12 protein-coding genes are annotated in these 16102 nt (G+C 50.5%); 3 read left to right on the forward strand and 9 right to left on the reverse strand.

Features of this window, described 5'->3' with window-relative positions; genetic code table 11:
• The first annotated feature begins 27 nt into the window (after positions 1–27).
• Positions 28–1650: a toxin-antitoxin system YwqK family antitoxin gene (locus ACQ4WY_RS25190; protein ID WP_436506410.1), complete on the forward strand. Its 1623-nt coding sequence runs from the start codon at positions 28–30 to the stop codon at positions 1648–1650.
• A 350-nt stretch (positions 1651–2000) separates the two neighbouring features.
• The gene (locus ACQ4WY_RS25195; protein WP_436506411.1) at positions 2001–3734 is read left to right on the forward strand and encodes a methyl-accepting chemotaxis protein; all 1734 of its coding nucleotides are present in this window, start codon (positions 2001–2003) and stop codon (positions 3732–3734) included.
• Position 3735: 1 nt separating this feature from the next.
• On the opposite strand, the gene ACQ4WY_RS25200 is transcribed toward ACQ4WY_RS25195, so the two are convergent.
• Positions 3736–4887 carry an AI-2E family transporter gene (locus ACQ4WY_RS25200; RefSeq protein WP_436506412.1) on the reverse strand — a complete coding sequence of 384 codons (1152 nt, stop codon included), beginning with the start codon at positions 4885–4887 and terminating at the stop codon, positions 3736–3738.
• Between the two features lie 172 nt (positions 4888–5059).
• Complete coding sequence (locus ACQ4WY_RS25205; protein ID WP_436506413.1) at positions 5060–6076, reverse strand: hypothetical protein; 1017 nt, start codon at positions 6074–6076, stop codon at positions 5060–5062.
• 94 nt (positions 6077–6170) lie between these two features.
• Here ACQ4WY_RS25205 and ACQ4WY_RS25210 point away from each other — a divergent pair, with 94 nt between their 5' ends.
• Entirely contained in the window at positions 6171–6551 is a 381-nt protein-coding gene (locus tag ACQ4WY_RS25210; protein WP_436506414.1) for a hypothetical protein, read from the forward strand.
• Here ACQ4WY_RS25210 and ACQ4WY_RS25215 read toward each other — a convergent pair.
• From ACQ4WY_RS25215 to ACQ4WY_RS25245, 7 genes are all read right to left on the reverse strand, one after another.
• Positions 6548–7609, reverse strand: coding sequence for a GGDEF domain-containing protein (locus tag ACQ4WY_RS25215; RefSeq protein ID WP_436506415.1), 1062 nt, complete (start codon positions 7607–7609; stop codon positions 6548–6550). The genes ACQ4WY_RS25210 and ACQ4WY_RS25215 overlap by 4 nt on opposite strands.
• A 510-nt stretch (positions 7610–8119) precedes the next feature.
• Positions 8120–8974 (reverse strand): hypothetical protein, encoded by an 855-nt coding sequence (locus ACQ4WY_RS25220; RefSeq protein WP_436506417.1) that lies wholly within the window; start codon positions 8972–8974, stop codon positions 8120–8122.
• A complete protein-coding gene (locus ACQ4WY_RS25225; RefSeq protein WP_436506418.1) occupies positions 8961–10193 on the reverse strand; it encodes an AAA family ATPase in 1233 nt (410 codons plus the stop codon). The genes ACQ4WY_RS25220 and ACQ4WY_RS25225 overlap by 14 nt, the downstream gene beginning before the upstream one ends.
• On the reverse strand, positions 10193–11692 hold the full coding sequence (locus ACQ4WY_RS25230; RefSeq protein WP_436506419.1) for an FtsK/SpoIIIE domain-containing protein: 1500 nt from the start codon (positions 11690–11692) through the stop codon (positions 10193–10195). Before ACQ4WY_RS25230 ends, ACQ4WY_RS25225 begins: the two co-directional genes overlap by 1 nt.
• A complete protein-coding gene (gene dndD / locus ACQ4WY_RS25235; RefSeq protein WP_436506420.1) occupies positions 11692–13758 on the reverse strand; it encodes a DNA sulfur modification protein DndD in 2067 nt (688 codons plus the stop codon). The genes ACQ4WY_RS25230 and dndD overlap by 1 nt, the downstream gene beginning before the upstream one ends.
• Positions 13739–15049 (reverse strand): DNA phosphorothioation system sulfurtransferase DndC, encoded by a 1311-nt coding sequence (gene dndC, locus ACQ4WY_RS25240; protein ID WP_436506422.1) that lies wholly within the window; start codon positions 15047–15049, stop codon positions 13739–13741. Before dndC ends, dndD begins: the two co-directional genes overlap by 20 nt.
• Positions 15050–15620: 571 nt before the next feature.
• Complete coding sequence (locus tag ACQ4WY_RS25245; RefSeq protein WP_436506423.1) at positions 15621–15950, reverse strand: hypothetical protein; 330 nt, start codon at positions 15948–15950, stop codon at positions 15621–15623.
• Positions 15951–16102 lie beyond the last annotated feature (152 nt).

The raw sequence follows: 16102 nt of genomic DNA on the forward strand, positions 1-16102 counted from the left end.
TGGCGGTTTTCAGGCAGTGGAGATGGCATGCGGCAAACAGTTTTGATGAGCACGATGGCGGCGCTGCTGGCGCTGGGCGCCCTGGCGCCAGCGCAGGCTGCAGCGCGGTTCTATGAAGGCGCCCCCATGGCCACCGCCAGCGCCGTCGAGCGCCGCGACGGCGGCGTGGTGCTGGCCTTCCTGCGGGAAAATGGCGAAGTCAACGGCTACTATTGCCAGTGCAATGAAGGCAGCGAAAAACGCATGAACCTGGACAGGTATGGCAAGGCCAGCATCGAAGCCGTGTTCCAGCTTGACCTCGACAGCGAAGGCGAAACAACGTTCGTGCTCAGCCGCAGTGGCGCGCGCAGTGATAACCCCTACGGCCTGCATGCCTACCGCTACGAACGCAGCGGTGGCAGAATGTTCAAGGTGGTCACCCTGCAGCCGACCCTGGACGCCATCGTGCACGGCGCCAAGACCATGGATGAAGCTCAGGCGCGCGCGGCGCTGGCCAGTTTGCAACTGATCGATTACAGCATCGCTTACGCGCCCACGGGTGTGGCCGAGTTCGACGCCATCGAGCATGGCCATGGCACCTTGGTCGGCTATTTCAATATCGACGGTGACTTACTGCCGGGCAAACCGGCGGAAGCGCCCGCGTTTGCCTATAAAAAAACCTTCCAGGAAAAGGATGGTCATTTCCTTACCGTCACGTATCTGCTGGGCAAGGGCTGGCAAGGGGGCCATGCGCCCAGTTATCACATCAAGTGGATCACCTGGGAAACGCAGCCGCAACGCTTTGCCGCCAGTCAGGATGGGGTATTCATCGAATACGACGTGAATTGCTGCGTGGGCAGCGTATTCGCCCGTGGCCAGTATGCGCAGGGCAAGCGTACCGGTGTATGGCACTACGAAGAGCCGAACACCATCCGTTCGTCTGGCGCCTTTGTCGATGACAAGGCCGAGGGGCCGTGGACCTATGAAAGCGGCGATGAAACCACGACGGGCATGATGCAGCGAGGCCAGCGCACGGGCCGTTGGGAAGTGAGCCCGGGCTTGCCTGAATGGCGCGAAGCGGACATGCACAGTTTCACCGGTTACGACCATTTTGTGAAGGATCGCTTGAATGGGCCCAGCGAGCGTCGTGTCGATGGCGTGGTGCAATGGCAGGGACAGTATGTGAATGGCAAGAAGCAGGGCCAGTGGGTCGAACCTGGCGGTGGCGGTAACTACGTCGATGACGTCAAGCAGGGGCCGTGGAAGAAGGCGACGCCGGACGGCGGCTGGCAAGTACTGACCATGCTCGACGGCAAGCCCGATGGCAAGCTGGAGCAATACGCGGCCGATGGCCAGCTGCAGCTGGTCGAACATTACCGCCTGGGCGTTCTCGATGGCACGATGGAAAGTTTTTATCCGGATGGCAAGCGGCGTTACCAGGGCACGTTTGCCGACGGCAAGCGCGATGGCGCGGAAACTCTGTTTTATCCCGATGGCGAACTGCCGCAATTTCACCGCAACTGGCACAAGGGTGTGCTGCATGGCGTCAACATCGAAAATTTCCACAACGGGAATCCGAAGCAGATCGGCGCCTACAACATGGGCAAGAAAACGGGCCGGTTTCAGTATTTCCGCGACGATGGCCAGCTCATCGAAGAAACCATGTATTAACTAGTTGACTAGCATAAATGGCATTCCCACGCGACCTCGCACGGCAGCGGAATGCCAGTTCTGCGCAAAAAACATCATCCGCTTGTTACAAATCGTGAAAATCCATGCTGGATGTTGCTACTAGTAATCTTTCCCTGTATCTTGCAGTCAGGAAATAAAAGTACAGGAAACCTCAACCTCGTTGCCCTGTATTTCACTCCTGACGATATGCGCGGGCCGCCTTCCCCCCTGCTGCCGCACACGCCGTATCGATCTGTCCTGAACAATTCACGTGACCCGCCCAACTGGCGTTTGCCGCTATCTCGTCCGGCATGCGCAGGCATGGTTGCGCCCCTACCAAGGAAAATTGCATGCTGTCGAACATAACAATAAAAATGCGCCTGATCGCCACCATGAGTGTGCTGGGCTTGCTGATCGCCGTGCTGGGCGCTATGAGTATCATCAGCCTGAAATCGGCCAACAACAGTCTCAACGAGGTCTACAGCAATCAGCTGGCATCGACGCAAGCCATCGGCGAATCGCAAATTGCCCTTGGCCGTGCCCGTTTCACGATGGACCGCGTGATGGTGCACCCGGATGCGCCGGATGCCAAGGAGACGCTGGCACGTGCCGAGCAATTCCTGGAAGCGTCGAACAAGGCCTGGAAGGTGTACCTGGCCTTGCCGCAAAGCGCGGACGAAAAGCGATTGTCCGACGACATGGACAAGAAGCGCAGCGATTACATGAGCAATGGCGTGCTGGCAATGAGCAAGGCTTTGCGTGAAGGCAACATCGCTCAAGCGGACGGCTTGATGATGAAGGGGCTGACACCGCTGTACCGCTCCCTGGACCAGGCAGCCGAAACATTGACGCAATACCAGGCTACCTCGGCCGCCGCGATGTATGCGGACAGCCAGGCCAGTTTCCACACGCAAGTGACCATGGCCATCATCGGCATGGTAGTGGGCGCTTTGCTGACCATTATTTCCAGCATCTTGCTGCTGCGCGCCATCTTTGGCCCGCTGGACCAGGCCTTGCGCCATTTCGACGCCATTTCGGACGGTAACTTGGCCAACGACATCGTCATTACGCGTCACGATGAGATGGGAGCCTTGCTGAGCGGCTTGCAGAAAATGCAGGAACGCCTGTCGACCACCGTGCGCGGCGTGCGCGACGGCAGTGGCGCCATTGCCACGGCCAGCAATGAAATCGCCTCCGGCAACCTGGATCTGTCCAGCCGTACGGAGCAGCAAGCTTCGAGCCTGGAAGAAACGGCATCCTCGCTGGAAGAGCTGACCTCGACCGTCAAGCAGAATTCCGACAATGCGCGCCAGGCGAACCAGCTGGCCGTGTCCGCATCGGACGTGGCTGTCAAGGGTGGCACGCTGGTGGCACAGGTGGTCGATACCATGGGTACCATCAGCGAATCGTCGAAAAAAATCGCTGACATCATCGGCGTGATCGATGGCATCGCCTTCCAGACGAATATTTTGGCTCTGAATGCGGCCGTGGAAGCGGCGCGCGCCGGCGAACAGGGCCGTGGCTTTGCCGTCGTCGCCACGGAAGTGCGCAATCTGGCGCACCGCTCGGCCAGCGCCGCCAAGGACATCAAGATGCTGATCGAAGCGTCGGTGCAGAACGTGGGTGCCGGCAGCGCGCTGGTCAGCCAGACGGGCACGACGATGGACGAGATCGTGGCCAGCATCCGCCGCGTGACGGACATCATGGGCGAAATCAGCGCCGCCGGCCGCGAGCAGGAACTGGGCATCGGCCAGATTAATCAAGCCGTGGCGGAAATGGATACCGTGACGCAACAGAATGCGGCCCTGGTGGAAGAAGCGGCAGCCGCCTCGGAGTCGATGCAGGAGCAGGCGGCGGCGCTGGCCGAAATGGTCAGCATCTTTAAACTCGACGCCGCCCACAGCGGTCCGGCCGCCGCCAAGCCTGCCTTGCGCAAGCCTGTCGTGGCCGCCACCAGCACGGCCTTGAAACGCCCGGCGCTGCGCCTGGCGCCGTCCCGCGCCGCGGCAGCACCTGTCGCGGCCGCCAAGCCGCGTTCCGCCAAGCCCGCCGCTGATAACAGCGGCGAATGGGAAGAGTTTTAAATTACTGCGCTGGCAGGGTGGCCTTGCTGCCCTGTTCCTGTAATCGCGCCGCCTCGGCCAAGGCCTGGGCGCGCGCTTCCTCTGCCGCCTGTTCCGCTTTCTCCAGCGCATCATGGCGCGCCTGCAAGGCTGCCCGCGCGCGCACGAAAACGATCTTGATGGCCGCCATCACGGGTACGGACAGGAAGATGCCCACCACGCCACCCAGCTGGTCGCCGGCCAGCAAGCCGACAATCACCATCAGCGGGCTCACTTCCACGCCTTCGCTCATCAAGTACGGGTTGAGCACGTAATCCTGGAACAAGCGGTAGGCGGCGATAAAGCCGATCAGCCAGAACACGTGCTCGAAGCCGCTGAAACCGGCCACGACAATGGCGATGACGGCGGCCGCCAGCGGGCCGGCAAACGGGATGAATTCCAGCAAGGCAGCCGCGCCGGCCAGCAGCAGACTGTACGGCACGCCCATCAGGGAAAAGGCGATGCTGTAGGACACAAAAGTGGCGATCGATAACAGCAGCAGGGCGCGCACATAGCGCGACAGCAAGATGTCGAGGTCATCGATGATGGCGCCCCAGAGTTTCTTGTTCGGGCGGTTCAGCAAGGACAGCAAGCCGTCGCGCATGTCCGGGCCTTCCTTGATCAGCAAAAAGCTCAGTACAGGCACCAGCACCAGATAGATCAGGTTGCTGGCCGCATGCATGACGGTCAGGCCCAGTTCCTTCGCCAGCGGCATGGCTTGTCCCGTACCGCTGCTCAGCTGCGTCTGCATGAACGACAGCAGGCGCGCGCGCAAGGGTTCCATGAATTCCGGCAAAGGAATGCGCTCGGCAAAGTTGTTGCCTTTGAGCAGGGTTGGCAACTGATCACTGAGCTTGATCGCCTCTTCCTCGATGCGCGCACCGAAGATCGACCCCAGCACCGCTACCAGCAAGATCACCACCAGGAAGACGATGCCGATACTGGCCGTGCGCGGCAGGCGCTTCGGCCCATACCGTTCCAGTAGTCCGATCAGCGGATACACGAGGTAGCTGAAGAAAATGGCAAAAACCACCACGATCAGGGTCGACGAGACCTTGTAGGTGAGAAATAGCAGGAAGGCGATGAGGAAAGCCGTCCACACCATCTTGGCAACGCGCAAGTTAAAACCGAACATATGAATTCCTTAGTGGCAAGATGCGACGCAAGCGTGACTGGCTTGAAGGGCAGGGTGGGCAAGGCAGGGATCGGGCCGCGCCGCACGGCCAGAAATCATACCGCAAAATGCCAAAATGCCATGCTCTTGTGTGTAATGGCAATGTTTTCCCCTGTTCGAAGTTCCCTCCGGCCTATTTGCCCCGCCAGCTGGCCACGGTGATGAAGACACTGTCTTTCTTGCCCTGTTCGCGCAAGGTCACCGTGTAGCGGCCACTCGTATCGCTGCCCGTGAACACCACCTTGTCGTCATGCCCCTTCACTTGCGCGCCCTTGGCTAGTTTGGCGTAGGTGTTGAGCACCCAATGGAAATCGGCATAGCTGCGCAGGGTGATGCTGGCATCGGGCATGGGCTCGTCGCCCGCCTCCGCCGTTTCCGTGGGCGTGCGCATCGGCAAACCGGCCAGGCCCGCCGGTGCGATGAGTTTGCCGCCGCTGGAACTGCTATTCAATTCCGCATTCGGCAGCAGCAGATGCAGCAAGCTGGGGGGAAAGCCGGGCGGCACGTCGCGCTGCTCCCAGCCGGGTTGGCCGGGGCGCGTGGTGATGTACTCCACCACAGCAATGCTTTGCCGCTGTTCCGGCGCAGCCTGCGCCAGCATGGTCGGCAGCTGCCGCGCCCACACGAGCAGCGGCGCGGCCGTCTCGTCCTCTGTGCCCGGTGGCAAAAACAAGGTCAGCACGGCGTGCGTGGACGGCAGGCAGGCGGGCGCGGCATCGCCAATGGCGGCCTGGCAATGGCCGTTGACAAGGGCCAGGGCCAGCAGCTTGCGTTGCGGGTCGAACAGCATGGCGGCACGCTGCGCACCGTGTTCGCCGGGGTTGATGGAGGCCAGCACCGAACGCCCGTCGGGCAGCATGGTGCGCTGGATGTCATGCAGCGAACGCATGCTGTCGAGTACCTGGAGCGCGACCAAGGTATCGCCCTGGGTATAATCGCCACGCGCATAGCCGAGCAGCCTGAAGACGTCGGCGCGGATTTGTGGATGCTCGTTCAGGCTTAGCGGCGGCGACGGCACTGATACGGGCACGGTGGCGGCCACGAAGGCGGCATCCTCGGCAGAAATGGCTTGTGCCATGGTGGAAAGCGGCAAGCACAGGGCGACGCACAGCGACAGCATGCGCAGAGTGATTTTTCCTGGGGTGTTCAATGGCAATCCTTGTCGAGACGCCATGCCGGACCGGTTGCCGGCATGCGCGCGCCGCGATCTTAGCATTTCAGGAATGAAACGCTTTCTGCTAAGCTTGGCTATTGAATCACTGTCCCCCGTCATCATGGCCAAGATCACCATTTCCTGCAGTATTCCCGTCGACGATGAGGTAGTCACCGAGTTCCTGTACAAGTACGTGGGCTACTCGCGTGTCGGCTTGGCCAGGAAATTGCGCATGGGAGAGAAGGGCTGTTTCTATACCGGCTCCTTGTATATGGACGACCACGCCAAGGTGAGCCGTTTGATGCGCCGCATGCTGGCGTTCTTTGAAAGCAAGGACATCCCCTTGACCATCCTCAAGATCGGAGCCCGGGACAGTTGGGATGAGGTGGACCCTGAGCAGCGCGATCCCTGGAAGATTTCGCCGCAAGCCTTGCTGGCGCTGCTCGACGCTAGCCGCAATGGCAATACTTAGGCGGCGTTGAGCACATAGCGGTTCTTGCCGCTTTTCTTGGCCTGGTACAGGGATTCATCGGCACGCCGGTAGCTGTGCGACAAGTCCGCTTCCTTGATCATTTCCGCCATGCCGATGCTGACGGACACCTTGCGTTCCGGCACGAAAGCCGCCTCGACGCTGTCGACCAGCTGCGCGGCAAAGGCGCAGGCCGCGTTCTTTTCGCCCAGGTAAATGACGGCGAACTCCTCGCCACCCAGGCGGCCGCACAGGTGCTCGCCCGACAGCCCCGCGATCACTTCGGCGATCTTTTTCAGCACCTCGTCGCCCACGTCATGGCCGTACACGTCGTTGATCTGTTTGAAGTCATCGATGTCGATCATTAAAAAATACGCGGGTGCGTGTGCCGTACGCTGCAAGGCGCGCGCGCTTTGCGTGAACATGCGACGGTTGTTGAGCCCGGTCAAGCCATCCTTGTAGGCCATCGTCGCCAATTCGCGCTGGGCACGATAGTTGTGGATGCGCAAGACGAGAAAATAGATATTCAGCGCCAGGCCGATGATCACGCTGATGGTGACGGCCAGAACGGGCCAATGCTGGTCGGCCTGGCCCGCATGCACGGGAAACTGTCCCAGCCCCAGAATGGCCCACACGCACAGCGATACGCCCAGGTAATACGCGATGCCGCTGAAGATGGGCGCCGTCGTCAGGGTGATCATCACGCCCAGCGGCAATACCCAGAAAGCGGGATCTTCCGTACCCAGCATCAGCACGCGAAAGCTGAAAGCGATGAACAGCACGCTGATGGTGCCGCTGACGATGATCGCTTGTAGCGACTTTGCATACTTGGTCAACACCAGCCCGACCACCATGCCCGTCACGCCCAGCGCCGCTTGCGCATGATCGAGCGAAGCGCGCGGCAAGGTCAGACTGAACGTGACCAGCCAGCAAGCCAGGCCAAACGTCAGGATGGCTATCGAAATGAAATGCAGTTCCTTGAAAAAACGCTGCTGCTGCTCCCGTTCTCCTGAAAAGAACAGGTAATAGAAGGCAGGAGACAGGCTGCGCGAAGTGAACATTGCATTTGTCCAGGCAGACAACACGCCTTGCGGCAGGGGCGCCTCCCGGCAACGGCAGGCGGCATGGCGCGCGCACAAAATTAGTTGCGCTCAGGAACTAGTGTACTGCTTTTTGTGAGGAATGGGATGGTGAAGGAACGTGATGTACTGATCATAATACCTTGTTGTACTCACAATCTGAAATATAATGCATCATTTAACATTGTTGCAATAAATATATTGAATTGGTTTTTAACGCAACTGATTATTGCCCAATATTTTGGCATTTTGGAGAGAGAAGTACTCAATAGTATCCTGTATTATTTAAGGTAAGTGCAAAATAATTTTATGAGGATATTTAGCAGTCGTAATATAAAATTCTTAGTATGCGATACGGTGGTATGGTTAACTGGGTAATATATTTACTTCAATTTTTATATTAATCGACGCGCCAGCCAAATTAATATCTGGCGCGTATTGGAATGAAAAATAGCTCCACCCCTATCTTTTTTCGAAAAATTAAATGAAATTTTAGTCGCAACAACTCTGCACGAAAAGTTTCAATTCAATAGGAACCCGGTTTAATTGTCTGATTTCTTTGGCAATTTGATAGGTTATGTCATCTTTTAATTTTGCTGCCTGAGAAATCCTGTCAAGCATTGCTTTTCCATTTACGCCTCGCAATAATCCATAAAGTCGCTGTCTAGGTGTTAATGTTTCCGCCCCGCCAAAAGCATCTATTAATGGAATGTTGGAAAAGTAATCATCAGAAATATGAGGGAAATTTTTTAACTTTTCATCATTAATTCTATTTTCAATGATCGATCTAGAGTCTAATTTCGTATAGCCGTCCTTTGGCGCTTTTATACGATGCAAATGCATAGCCTGATTCAACGCGGAAAATGGCACCAAGGCATCAGCATGCAAAAGTAATTCATTCTCCACTTCCGCTAATGCGCGAGGAGCACGTCCACCTTGCGCCGGAGCAAGATAAGATTCCAATGCTTCTGGTTCTATAAGATAGCTTTCAAGTTCCCAACGACATGTGATCTTTATGTCCGGATATGGCCAATTTTTCTCAAACAAAACGTCGTCTACCTGCCTTAACAAATCCCATCGCTCATCAGTCATTAGCTTATCACGGTCCACAAGCCCAAAAGCCGGTATCCCTTTCGTTCTATCTGATGCAACCGTATTAACTACGGCACTACACCCTTGAACATCCGGAGTTATGTTAAACGATACCTTCCCAAGAAATTCCACAAACCAATAATTTTCAAATATCCGCTTATCGCTTTCTCCCTCGACATAAATTATTGGTTTATTTTTTTGTTGAGAAATTATTGAGGTAGTAGATGTTATTTCTTTCTGCTTAAAGCTGGCCATATTCGATTAGTGCTTTCTCTTGAACTGCAGCTGATAAAGATTCCTCTTCCTGAGATTCGAAAAAATATCCACCTTTTCTAATATTTACCTCGCTTAACTCTAAGGCTAAGGCCGTCATCATTTCCTGTGAGTGTGTGGCTACAATGATCGTCAAACCCGGGAAAAAATCTTTAGCCATTTTTTTAAATTGTTCAAATAGTCGAAATTTCCAATTTTCATGAAGATGGGCTTCGGGTTCGTCAATTAATAGTATTGTATTAGTAGTCATGTGTGCTCCTAAACGGAGAAATATTTGTACAAGACTTTTTTCGCCACTACTTAACATATCCAATCGATGCGAGTTACCATCTCGAATGATTTCACCTTCTGGTGGTTCTTTACTAACGCCACGCAAGTAAGTTGTTGTTTCGGAAAAAACCCGTTCGTTTACTAATGCAAGCGCTCGCGAAAATCTTCCGTCATCTAACCAGCGTAACCAAACCAATAAATTATCTAAAGAATCACGCCAATCCCCTCGATCTGTTCTTATTGAGTGTACTGGGCTATAGTTCCAATCAAGCGGCGCCACGATAGCACGTTGCTGATCTGCTCCAACCTGCACTACATTTCTATAAGCCGAAAAATAAACTAATGTCGGCCAAACAAGGGTATTTTCCTCAAAGCCTCCCAATCGTTCACCACTGGCAGCTGCAAGGATAGAGTTAAAATCTAGCACCCAAGCATCATGCACTCCAACTGTCGACCAACTACCGACATCGTTGTGACAAAAACCGAATCTGTGCCAATCACGGGCACCAATGAGGGCTAAAGCATCCTCATCCCAAAATTTGAGGGAAGTTTCGGCACCGATCATTCCTGCGATCAGCGACAACACGGTAACTCGCTCTATACCTTCTTCGCTATATCGAACGCGAATATCCCATTGAACTCTACCGACTCCCCTATCAAGATGTTCAAAACCAAACGGCGCCTTTGGCCCCCTTCCATTAGCGACAGCAAAATCTTGTGCTTTCTCATGGCCTAACATCGACATGAGCTGAGCCATCAACTCTAAAGCTGTTGTCTTTCCACGTCCATTTTTGGATAAAAATAAAAATAAATTACACGACTCATTATTTGAATCGGTAAAATCTACTGATTCCATTTTAGAGTTAAATGGTCCAATTCGATCTATAGACAACGAAAGTGGTGTGAACTCATGTATTAATAGGTCCTTCATTATTTTATCTTTCTTTGAGCTAGCTGAACTGAATTTGCGATATCATCGGAATTCAAAAGTACACCATGTACTCGAATAGTATTCTTTCCAAGTAATTTTATTAACATGTCGCCACGTCCTAATAATTTTTCGGCACCAGATTCATCAATAATAATTTTTGATTCGCTTCCTTTTTGGACTGTCAGTGCAATTCTACTTGGTACATTTGAACGCAACAATCCTGAAAAAGTATTCGCATCAGGACGTTGCGTCGCTAGAACAAGGTGGATACCGGCTGCACGAGCTTTCTGAGCCAAACGGATTAGTGGATCTTCTACTCCTCCTGACTGCATTAGGAGGTCTGCAAGTTCTTCAACAATCACTACAATCCTTGGGATACTTAAACGATATGCTCTAGGATCATCAATATCACGTGCACCAACATTGGCAAGAGCAGTTTCTCGCTGTTGCATTTCATCTAAAAGTCGATTTAACACCCCAATAGTATCAACGACATCAGTCAAAACACCATCTGTAACATGTGGCAGATTGACGTATGGCGCCATTTCAACTCGCTTTGGATCTATCAGTATTAGCTTAAGCCCATTTGATGTAAACTTTGAAATTAATGAAATAATAATTGCATGCAGGCATATGCTTTTCCCGCTGCCAGTTGTTCCCCCAACAAGAAGGTGTGGTGCAGCTGCCAAATCGAATCCGAAAGCTTCGCCGGTGACATCTTGTCCTAGATATATTGGTAGTTTAAATATCTCAGGCGCATTGCTAACCCATTCTATTAATTTTGAAGCGGGGACTGAACGCCATAGCAATGATGCTCGTGGGATATCTAGCGCTACGATCATTGGTTCTTTTGTTGGTGATGCAAAAACACCCATCTCGCCTAGGCCGAGGACAAAACTGAGTTTATCAAGGCCTCGTAGCAAAGGGTTGTAATCATTTGCATCCCGTAGTTTAACTAAATATCGGGTTAATCTTGGTCCATCAACTGCATCAGTAACATCGGCTGATATTCCGATCTCACTTAGAGCTCGAATAAGTTTATCACGGAGATTCAAATCAGTATCGTTGGTATTGCTAGCACCTAGATCACCAAAAAGTTCATGCAACAAATAATCATGAAAATCATGCGTTTCCATCCAGCCACTACGAATCTCTCTTAGCCCTCTACGAACATGTCGCTGTAGTAATTTAACGAATAATTCATGGTCAGAAAATAAATCCAGGTCATGAAATTGGGAAAGTAGCGCACAAAAGGGAGGAGTCATATCCTCATCACCAGGTTTGCCATCTCCTGTCAGCTGTTCAAGCGAATATTCTCCACCACCTACTGCCGATTCTCTTCGATCCAAACCTTCATCAGGATGGGTTTCTATACGAAGTGATCGTGCTAATGCAATGCGTAAAACCGCCCACTTGGGTAAACCAGGTTGCTTGATACCATTTTTTATAACATTTGTGATCGTCAGTTCGTCCTGATTATCAGTATAAACCTTTGCCATTATATTTCGCCCCTTGCAATGTACATTTTCGTAAAGGACTCCACTGAAGTATGCACACCATCAGAATTGTTTAATTTAAACTCACTTCCAATAAATGGTTTTAGTATGTTATATTTTTCAAAATCCAATTCTGAGTCTGTTGGCAAAATAATTACCTGTTTTGCGGCTTTTGGATAGTAGTTTATAAGTAAGTTTTCTTGATGCTGTCGATCAATACGAGCAAGTGGTGTATCCACCACAACAGGAATATCTCGTCCAGAAATCTCAGACAGCGCCCACAGGAGGGCTTGTGCACTTAGCTGTTTCATTCCGGCTGAAATATTTGCTATACCTATTTCCTCGTTATCTGCGTCCCTATAACTCAGAGCAAAGTCGTCACTTAGTGAAATATGCGTAATTAAGTGATGTGAGGTCATAAGCTGTTTAAAACATCGGTTCAAGACATCTTCGATCTCTTGTCTACGCTGTGCTTTTAGGCGCAACCTATACTCTTCAAAAACGGATCTCGCTTGAGTCGCTCGATCTATATGTTGACTATTTATACCAGCCTTAACACGTCGAGTCTCTTGTTGATCGATTTCGGATTTCAATCTCATAAGTTCTGTATCAATAGAACTAATCTTCGCGCTGTGCATTCCCCGTTTTGTGTATAAACCGTTCCTAGTGTTCATCAACGTCTCAAGTTCCGCTTGTCGATCACGGTAAGCTTGCTGTAATTCGGGAGAAATACCAGCGATTGCTTCAATATCAGCCTTTGCTTGCATCCATTCTCTTTTAGCTTGACTGACTTCGCGAAGGTCATCGGCAATACGTTGCCGTTCAGCACGCGCTTGAGAGTAATAGACCATGCGAGCTTGAAGTTTTGATATTTCCGTACTTGTAAGCGAAAAATATCCTCCACCTGGCGTTTCAGTATATTGCTTCAATATTGCTGAAAGTTTAATTTTATAATGATTTTTCTGGGTATCATTTAAGGGGGGGCTAGGATGCCTCGGTTGATCGAACAAAAGATTAGGCAGTATCTCAAAGACGCTTTGAATTTCTTCAGCCAAACGTTGCGAAGGATCACCAACAGCGCCATCAAGTTTAATAGCAACCTTTTGAACCAAATCAGGGGCTGCCCAAAATGGAGCAGTAGCTGGCAAATTTGTGGCTATGCGTTGACAGAGTTTTTCGTAGGCTGAAAGCGCAAGTTTTAATTTTTCTTTGAGATGAGGGGTTTCTCTTTGACTAGCCAATACTTGAGTATTTGCTATTTGGCGTTCATGTCTACGAATATCTCGATCCAAATTTTCCAAATCCGCTTCCACTTCATCAGCATCTACCTTCGCACGCGCCTTTTCAGCATTTTTTACTGCCAATTGTGCGGTAAGAGTCTCAAGCTGTGCTTGCTCCTTATCTGCTGTTCCATCCTTTTTCCATCCTGCAATTGCATTCTTTAAATAATCATCAAGTACATCTACCGCTGCTAGGCCAAATAGTTTTTCAATATTTTTCATTAGCCCTTCTTGCTGGGCTTCTGCCATATTTTGGACTTTTTCACCATCATAGAAGAAAAATGAAACAATATCACGTGGAAGGCGACGTTGAAGAAACTCTTCCGCCTCTTCAATATCATCAATTATTCCGTTAAATCCAAGGCCATCTTCTTCAAAATTCGTTGTAATACGAAGGTTTTGAACAAATTCATCTCCAACTCTTCGCCAAAAGCGGTGAGCTGACACCTTGCCATTCTCTTCCAGCCAGTCAATTTTTACGCCATAAATCGACTGAGAAATGCCCCTTGCCTGTTGATTAAAAACCCCTCTCCAAATGCGATCTACCCCTAACAAATAGGTTTTAGGGGTCAGTTTTCGTCCAACTTGTGCATCATGTATCATCTGGTCAGAGGTGCCCAGAAATAATGCTTTAACACTATTGATGAAGCTGGTTTTTCCAAATCCATTTCGTCCAGCAATTAATACAATTGGCTTGTCCTCAGTCGTTTGGGGAATATCAAATGTTTGCTCACCGTTATAGGAGAATAAGTTTTGAATAGTTATTCGTTCAAAGATCATTGGCTGCATCCGCCTTTTCTGCTTGTTTTACATCTTTCTTGATCAAATCGGCGAGTGCATCTTCTAATTGCTTCTTTGCTCCCCAGCGACCTAAATCGGCATAGCTCTTTTTTACTTTATCTAAAAGCTCATGGGCCAGTTCAGGTGGAAAATCATGGTCGACTGCACATGTGTCCAGAAGAGTGTCGACTGGTGACTTTGGGGATTGAGTTTTTTCCATTGCAATATTTCTCCCAAAAGTCAGTGCAATTGAATGTACACTATCATTATAGTCAAACTCTTTACGCCACTCTTGCTGTATGAAGGCAAGGTCTTCATCGGTAATTAAATTAAAACCTACCGTTTTTTCAGTTTCAAAAAGTCTTGTTAAAATCTCTTTTCTTGTAAGCGGATTAAAAGGCCCAGGCCCTGCAGAATTTCCATTTCGTCGCAGAGGGCTACGACGAGTAGGTTCTTCTCGGATAACTTTTAGCCAGTCTCGGAAATTTTTAAGTGGCTGTAAACTTGTATCCCCAGAGTCAATGAATCCTTGCATTGATTTATCTTCTTTCACCACTGTGCAGGTCCAACAACCAAATCGACTCCCACCACAAGAGGGCGTATTCAAATCGAGTACCACTGGGCACTCGCCACCGCTTGCCTTGCGATATAATGCAAGCATGAAATCATGATCACCACCCCATGGTGGTGTTGTTCCGTATAAAAATTCCCAAACTTCGTCTGTTGACCAGTTTACGATTGGTTTAAAAGTCAATGCGTTTGGAATTTCATGATGGCGATTCAAGCCATCATTTGTAATATCTCTAATCGAAATTGATAAAGCTCTTTGAGCACTTTCATCGATTCTTGAACCAAGTAAAAGAATCACGCTGCCAAATTGCAACGTGATTTCGTCGATGGCGCGGCGAGATGGTTTAATTTTCATGTTTGTTGTACACCACCTAAACCAGCGTGTTGGCGGAGGATATCCTAACCCAATCAACTTCCCCCAAAAGCTTTCACTCGGCTCTGGTGAAACTAATTGCACAGTTAGAGGAATTTCATCTTTTTTTGCCGCCTCTCCAATTCGATGCATAGCATTCTCGACATAGTCTGCCACGTTTGGGGATTCAACCTTAGTATCGGATGAAATAACAAAAACGTGTTTTTTTGCCTGTCCAACGGCAGCTAAATCGAGTAGCATAGAATAAACCAGTTGCAAGACAGCTGTCGAATCCTTCCCGCCAGAATATGCCACAACCCATGGTCTACTGTCTTTTTCGTACAGAGCTTTAAGAGCCTCCATACTTTTCTCAATCATGTTCTTTTCAACCGACGATTCCATATTTCAAATAATCCCTACGTGATTTCCGTACACTTTTTTTTAGTGTCGGATTTACAGCATTAATTCTTAATAGCATCTTCATTGTTTGCATATTAGCAACTTTATCGAAGTGATTAGCAACATTTTACCGCATTCTTCTATTGATAAATTAAGACAAAACACATTTTTTGATTGTAATTTGACAATGTTTTGTGGGTCGGGTTTACTATGTCTGATTGCTTTTCTAGCGTTTTTGTCATTTTTCGCAATAGAGACGGTTTAGTAATCCAACGAAAATTTAGTCGACGTAACAGCAAGGATCCCATGTAAATCATGTTCTTTGACACGTCAATGCGCTGTTTATAGTCACGTGCCAGTTTCCGTGAACGCTTCAGCCAGGCGGAGGTACGTTCGACGACCCAGTGTCGGGGCTGAATCGAAAAGTCTTGCTGGCCTTCCAGGCGGCGTACGACTTCCACCGTGAACTCCAGGAATGCCGCCTTGTCCAGCAATTTGCGACGGTCATAAGTTGCATCACTTGACCCATGGCCAGCGCCGTACCAAGCCATCAAGCACCAGTGGTGCTCCAGTGGAGTCCGGCGATATCGGCAGGCTTCAGGCTGATTGCCAGAAAACGCCTATCTGTTTCGACGGCAATATAGCGTTTGTGACCGCTGAGTTTTTTGTTGGCGTCATAGCCTCTCGCACGAATTCCTGGCGCTTTCACGCACTGGCCGTCGACAACACCGACGCTGGACAGTCGTCCGGTCTTCGCTTGCTTGGGCAGCAGCGGTGGGATCTGGCGCCATTCTTCATTCTTCACATTGGTGGGATAGCCGCGCTCAAGGGTCGTCCTTACTTGCCTATGTCGGCTTCGATTCTCTTGCGTCGACATCATTCATCGCTCCAAGACATCAAAGATACGTTGATACGAAAGTTGCTATGAAGTTTTTAAATTATCAGTTAGGACTTTTTTGATTGGGCTGGTTAGGGGCAGAGCTTGATGACCTGGCTACAGTCTCAATAAAAAATTACCAATTGATTAGTTTT

It is taken from the genome of Janthinobacterium salmonicoloratum (genome assembly GCF_051380845.1).
GTDB classification, from domain to species: Bacteria; Pseudomonadota; Gammaproteobacteria; order Burkholderiales; family Burkholderiaceae_D; genus Janthinobacterium; species Janthinobacterium lividum_F.

Bases quoted from the DNA above. Each gene is read 5' to 3' on its own strand.
- ACQ4WY_RS25230 (WP_436506419.1), bottom strand. From the start codon at position 11,692: ATGGCAAAGGTTTATACTGATAATCAGGACGAACTGACGATCACAAAT.
- ACQ4WY_RS25215 (WP_436506415.1), bottom strand. From the start codon at position 7,609: ATGTTCACTTCGCGCAGCCTGTCTCCTGCCTTCTATTACCTGTTCTTT.
- ACQ4WY_RS25200 (WP_436506412.1), bottom strand. From the start codon at position 4,887: ATGTTCGGTTTTAACTTGCGCGTTGCCAAGATGGTGTGGACGGCTTTC.
- dndD (WP_436506420.1), bottom strand. From the start codon at position 13,758: ATGCAGCCAATGATCTTTGAACGAATAACTATTCAAAACTTATTCTCC.
- ACQ4WY_RS25225 (WP_436506418.1), bottom strand. From the start codon at position 10,193: ATGAAGGACCTATTAATACATGAGTTCACACCACTTTCGTTGTCTATA.
- ACQ4WY_RS25190 (WP_436506410.1), top strand. From the start codon at position 28: ATGCGGCAAACAGTTTTGATGAGCACGATGGCGGCGCTGCTGGCGCTG.
- ACQ4WY_RS25245 (WP_436506423.1), bottom strand. From the start codon at position 15,950: ATGATGTCGACGCAAGAGAATCGAAGCCGACATAGGCAAGTAAGGACG.
- ACQ4WY_RS25195 (WP_436506411.1), top strand. From the start codon at position 2,001: ATGCTGTCGAACATAACAATAAAAATGCGCCTGATCGCCACCATGAGT.
- dndC (WP_436506422.1), bottom strand. From the start codon at position 15,049: ATGATTGAGAAAAGTATGGAGGCTCTTAAAGCTCTGTACGAAAAAGAC.
- ACQ4WY_RS25220 (WP_436506417.1), bottom strand. From the start codon at position 8,974: ATGGCCAGCTTTAAGCAGAAAGAAATAACATCTACTACCTCAATAATT.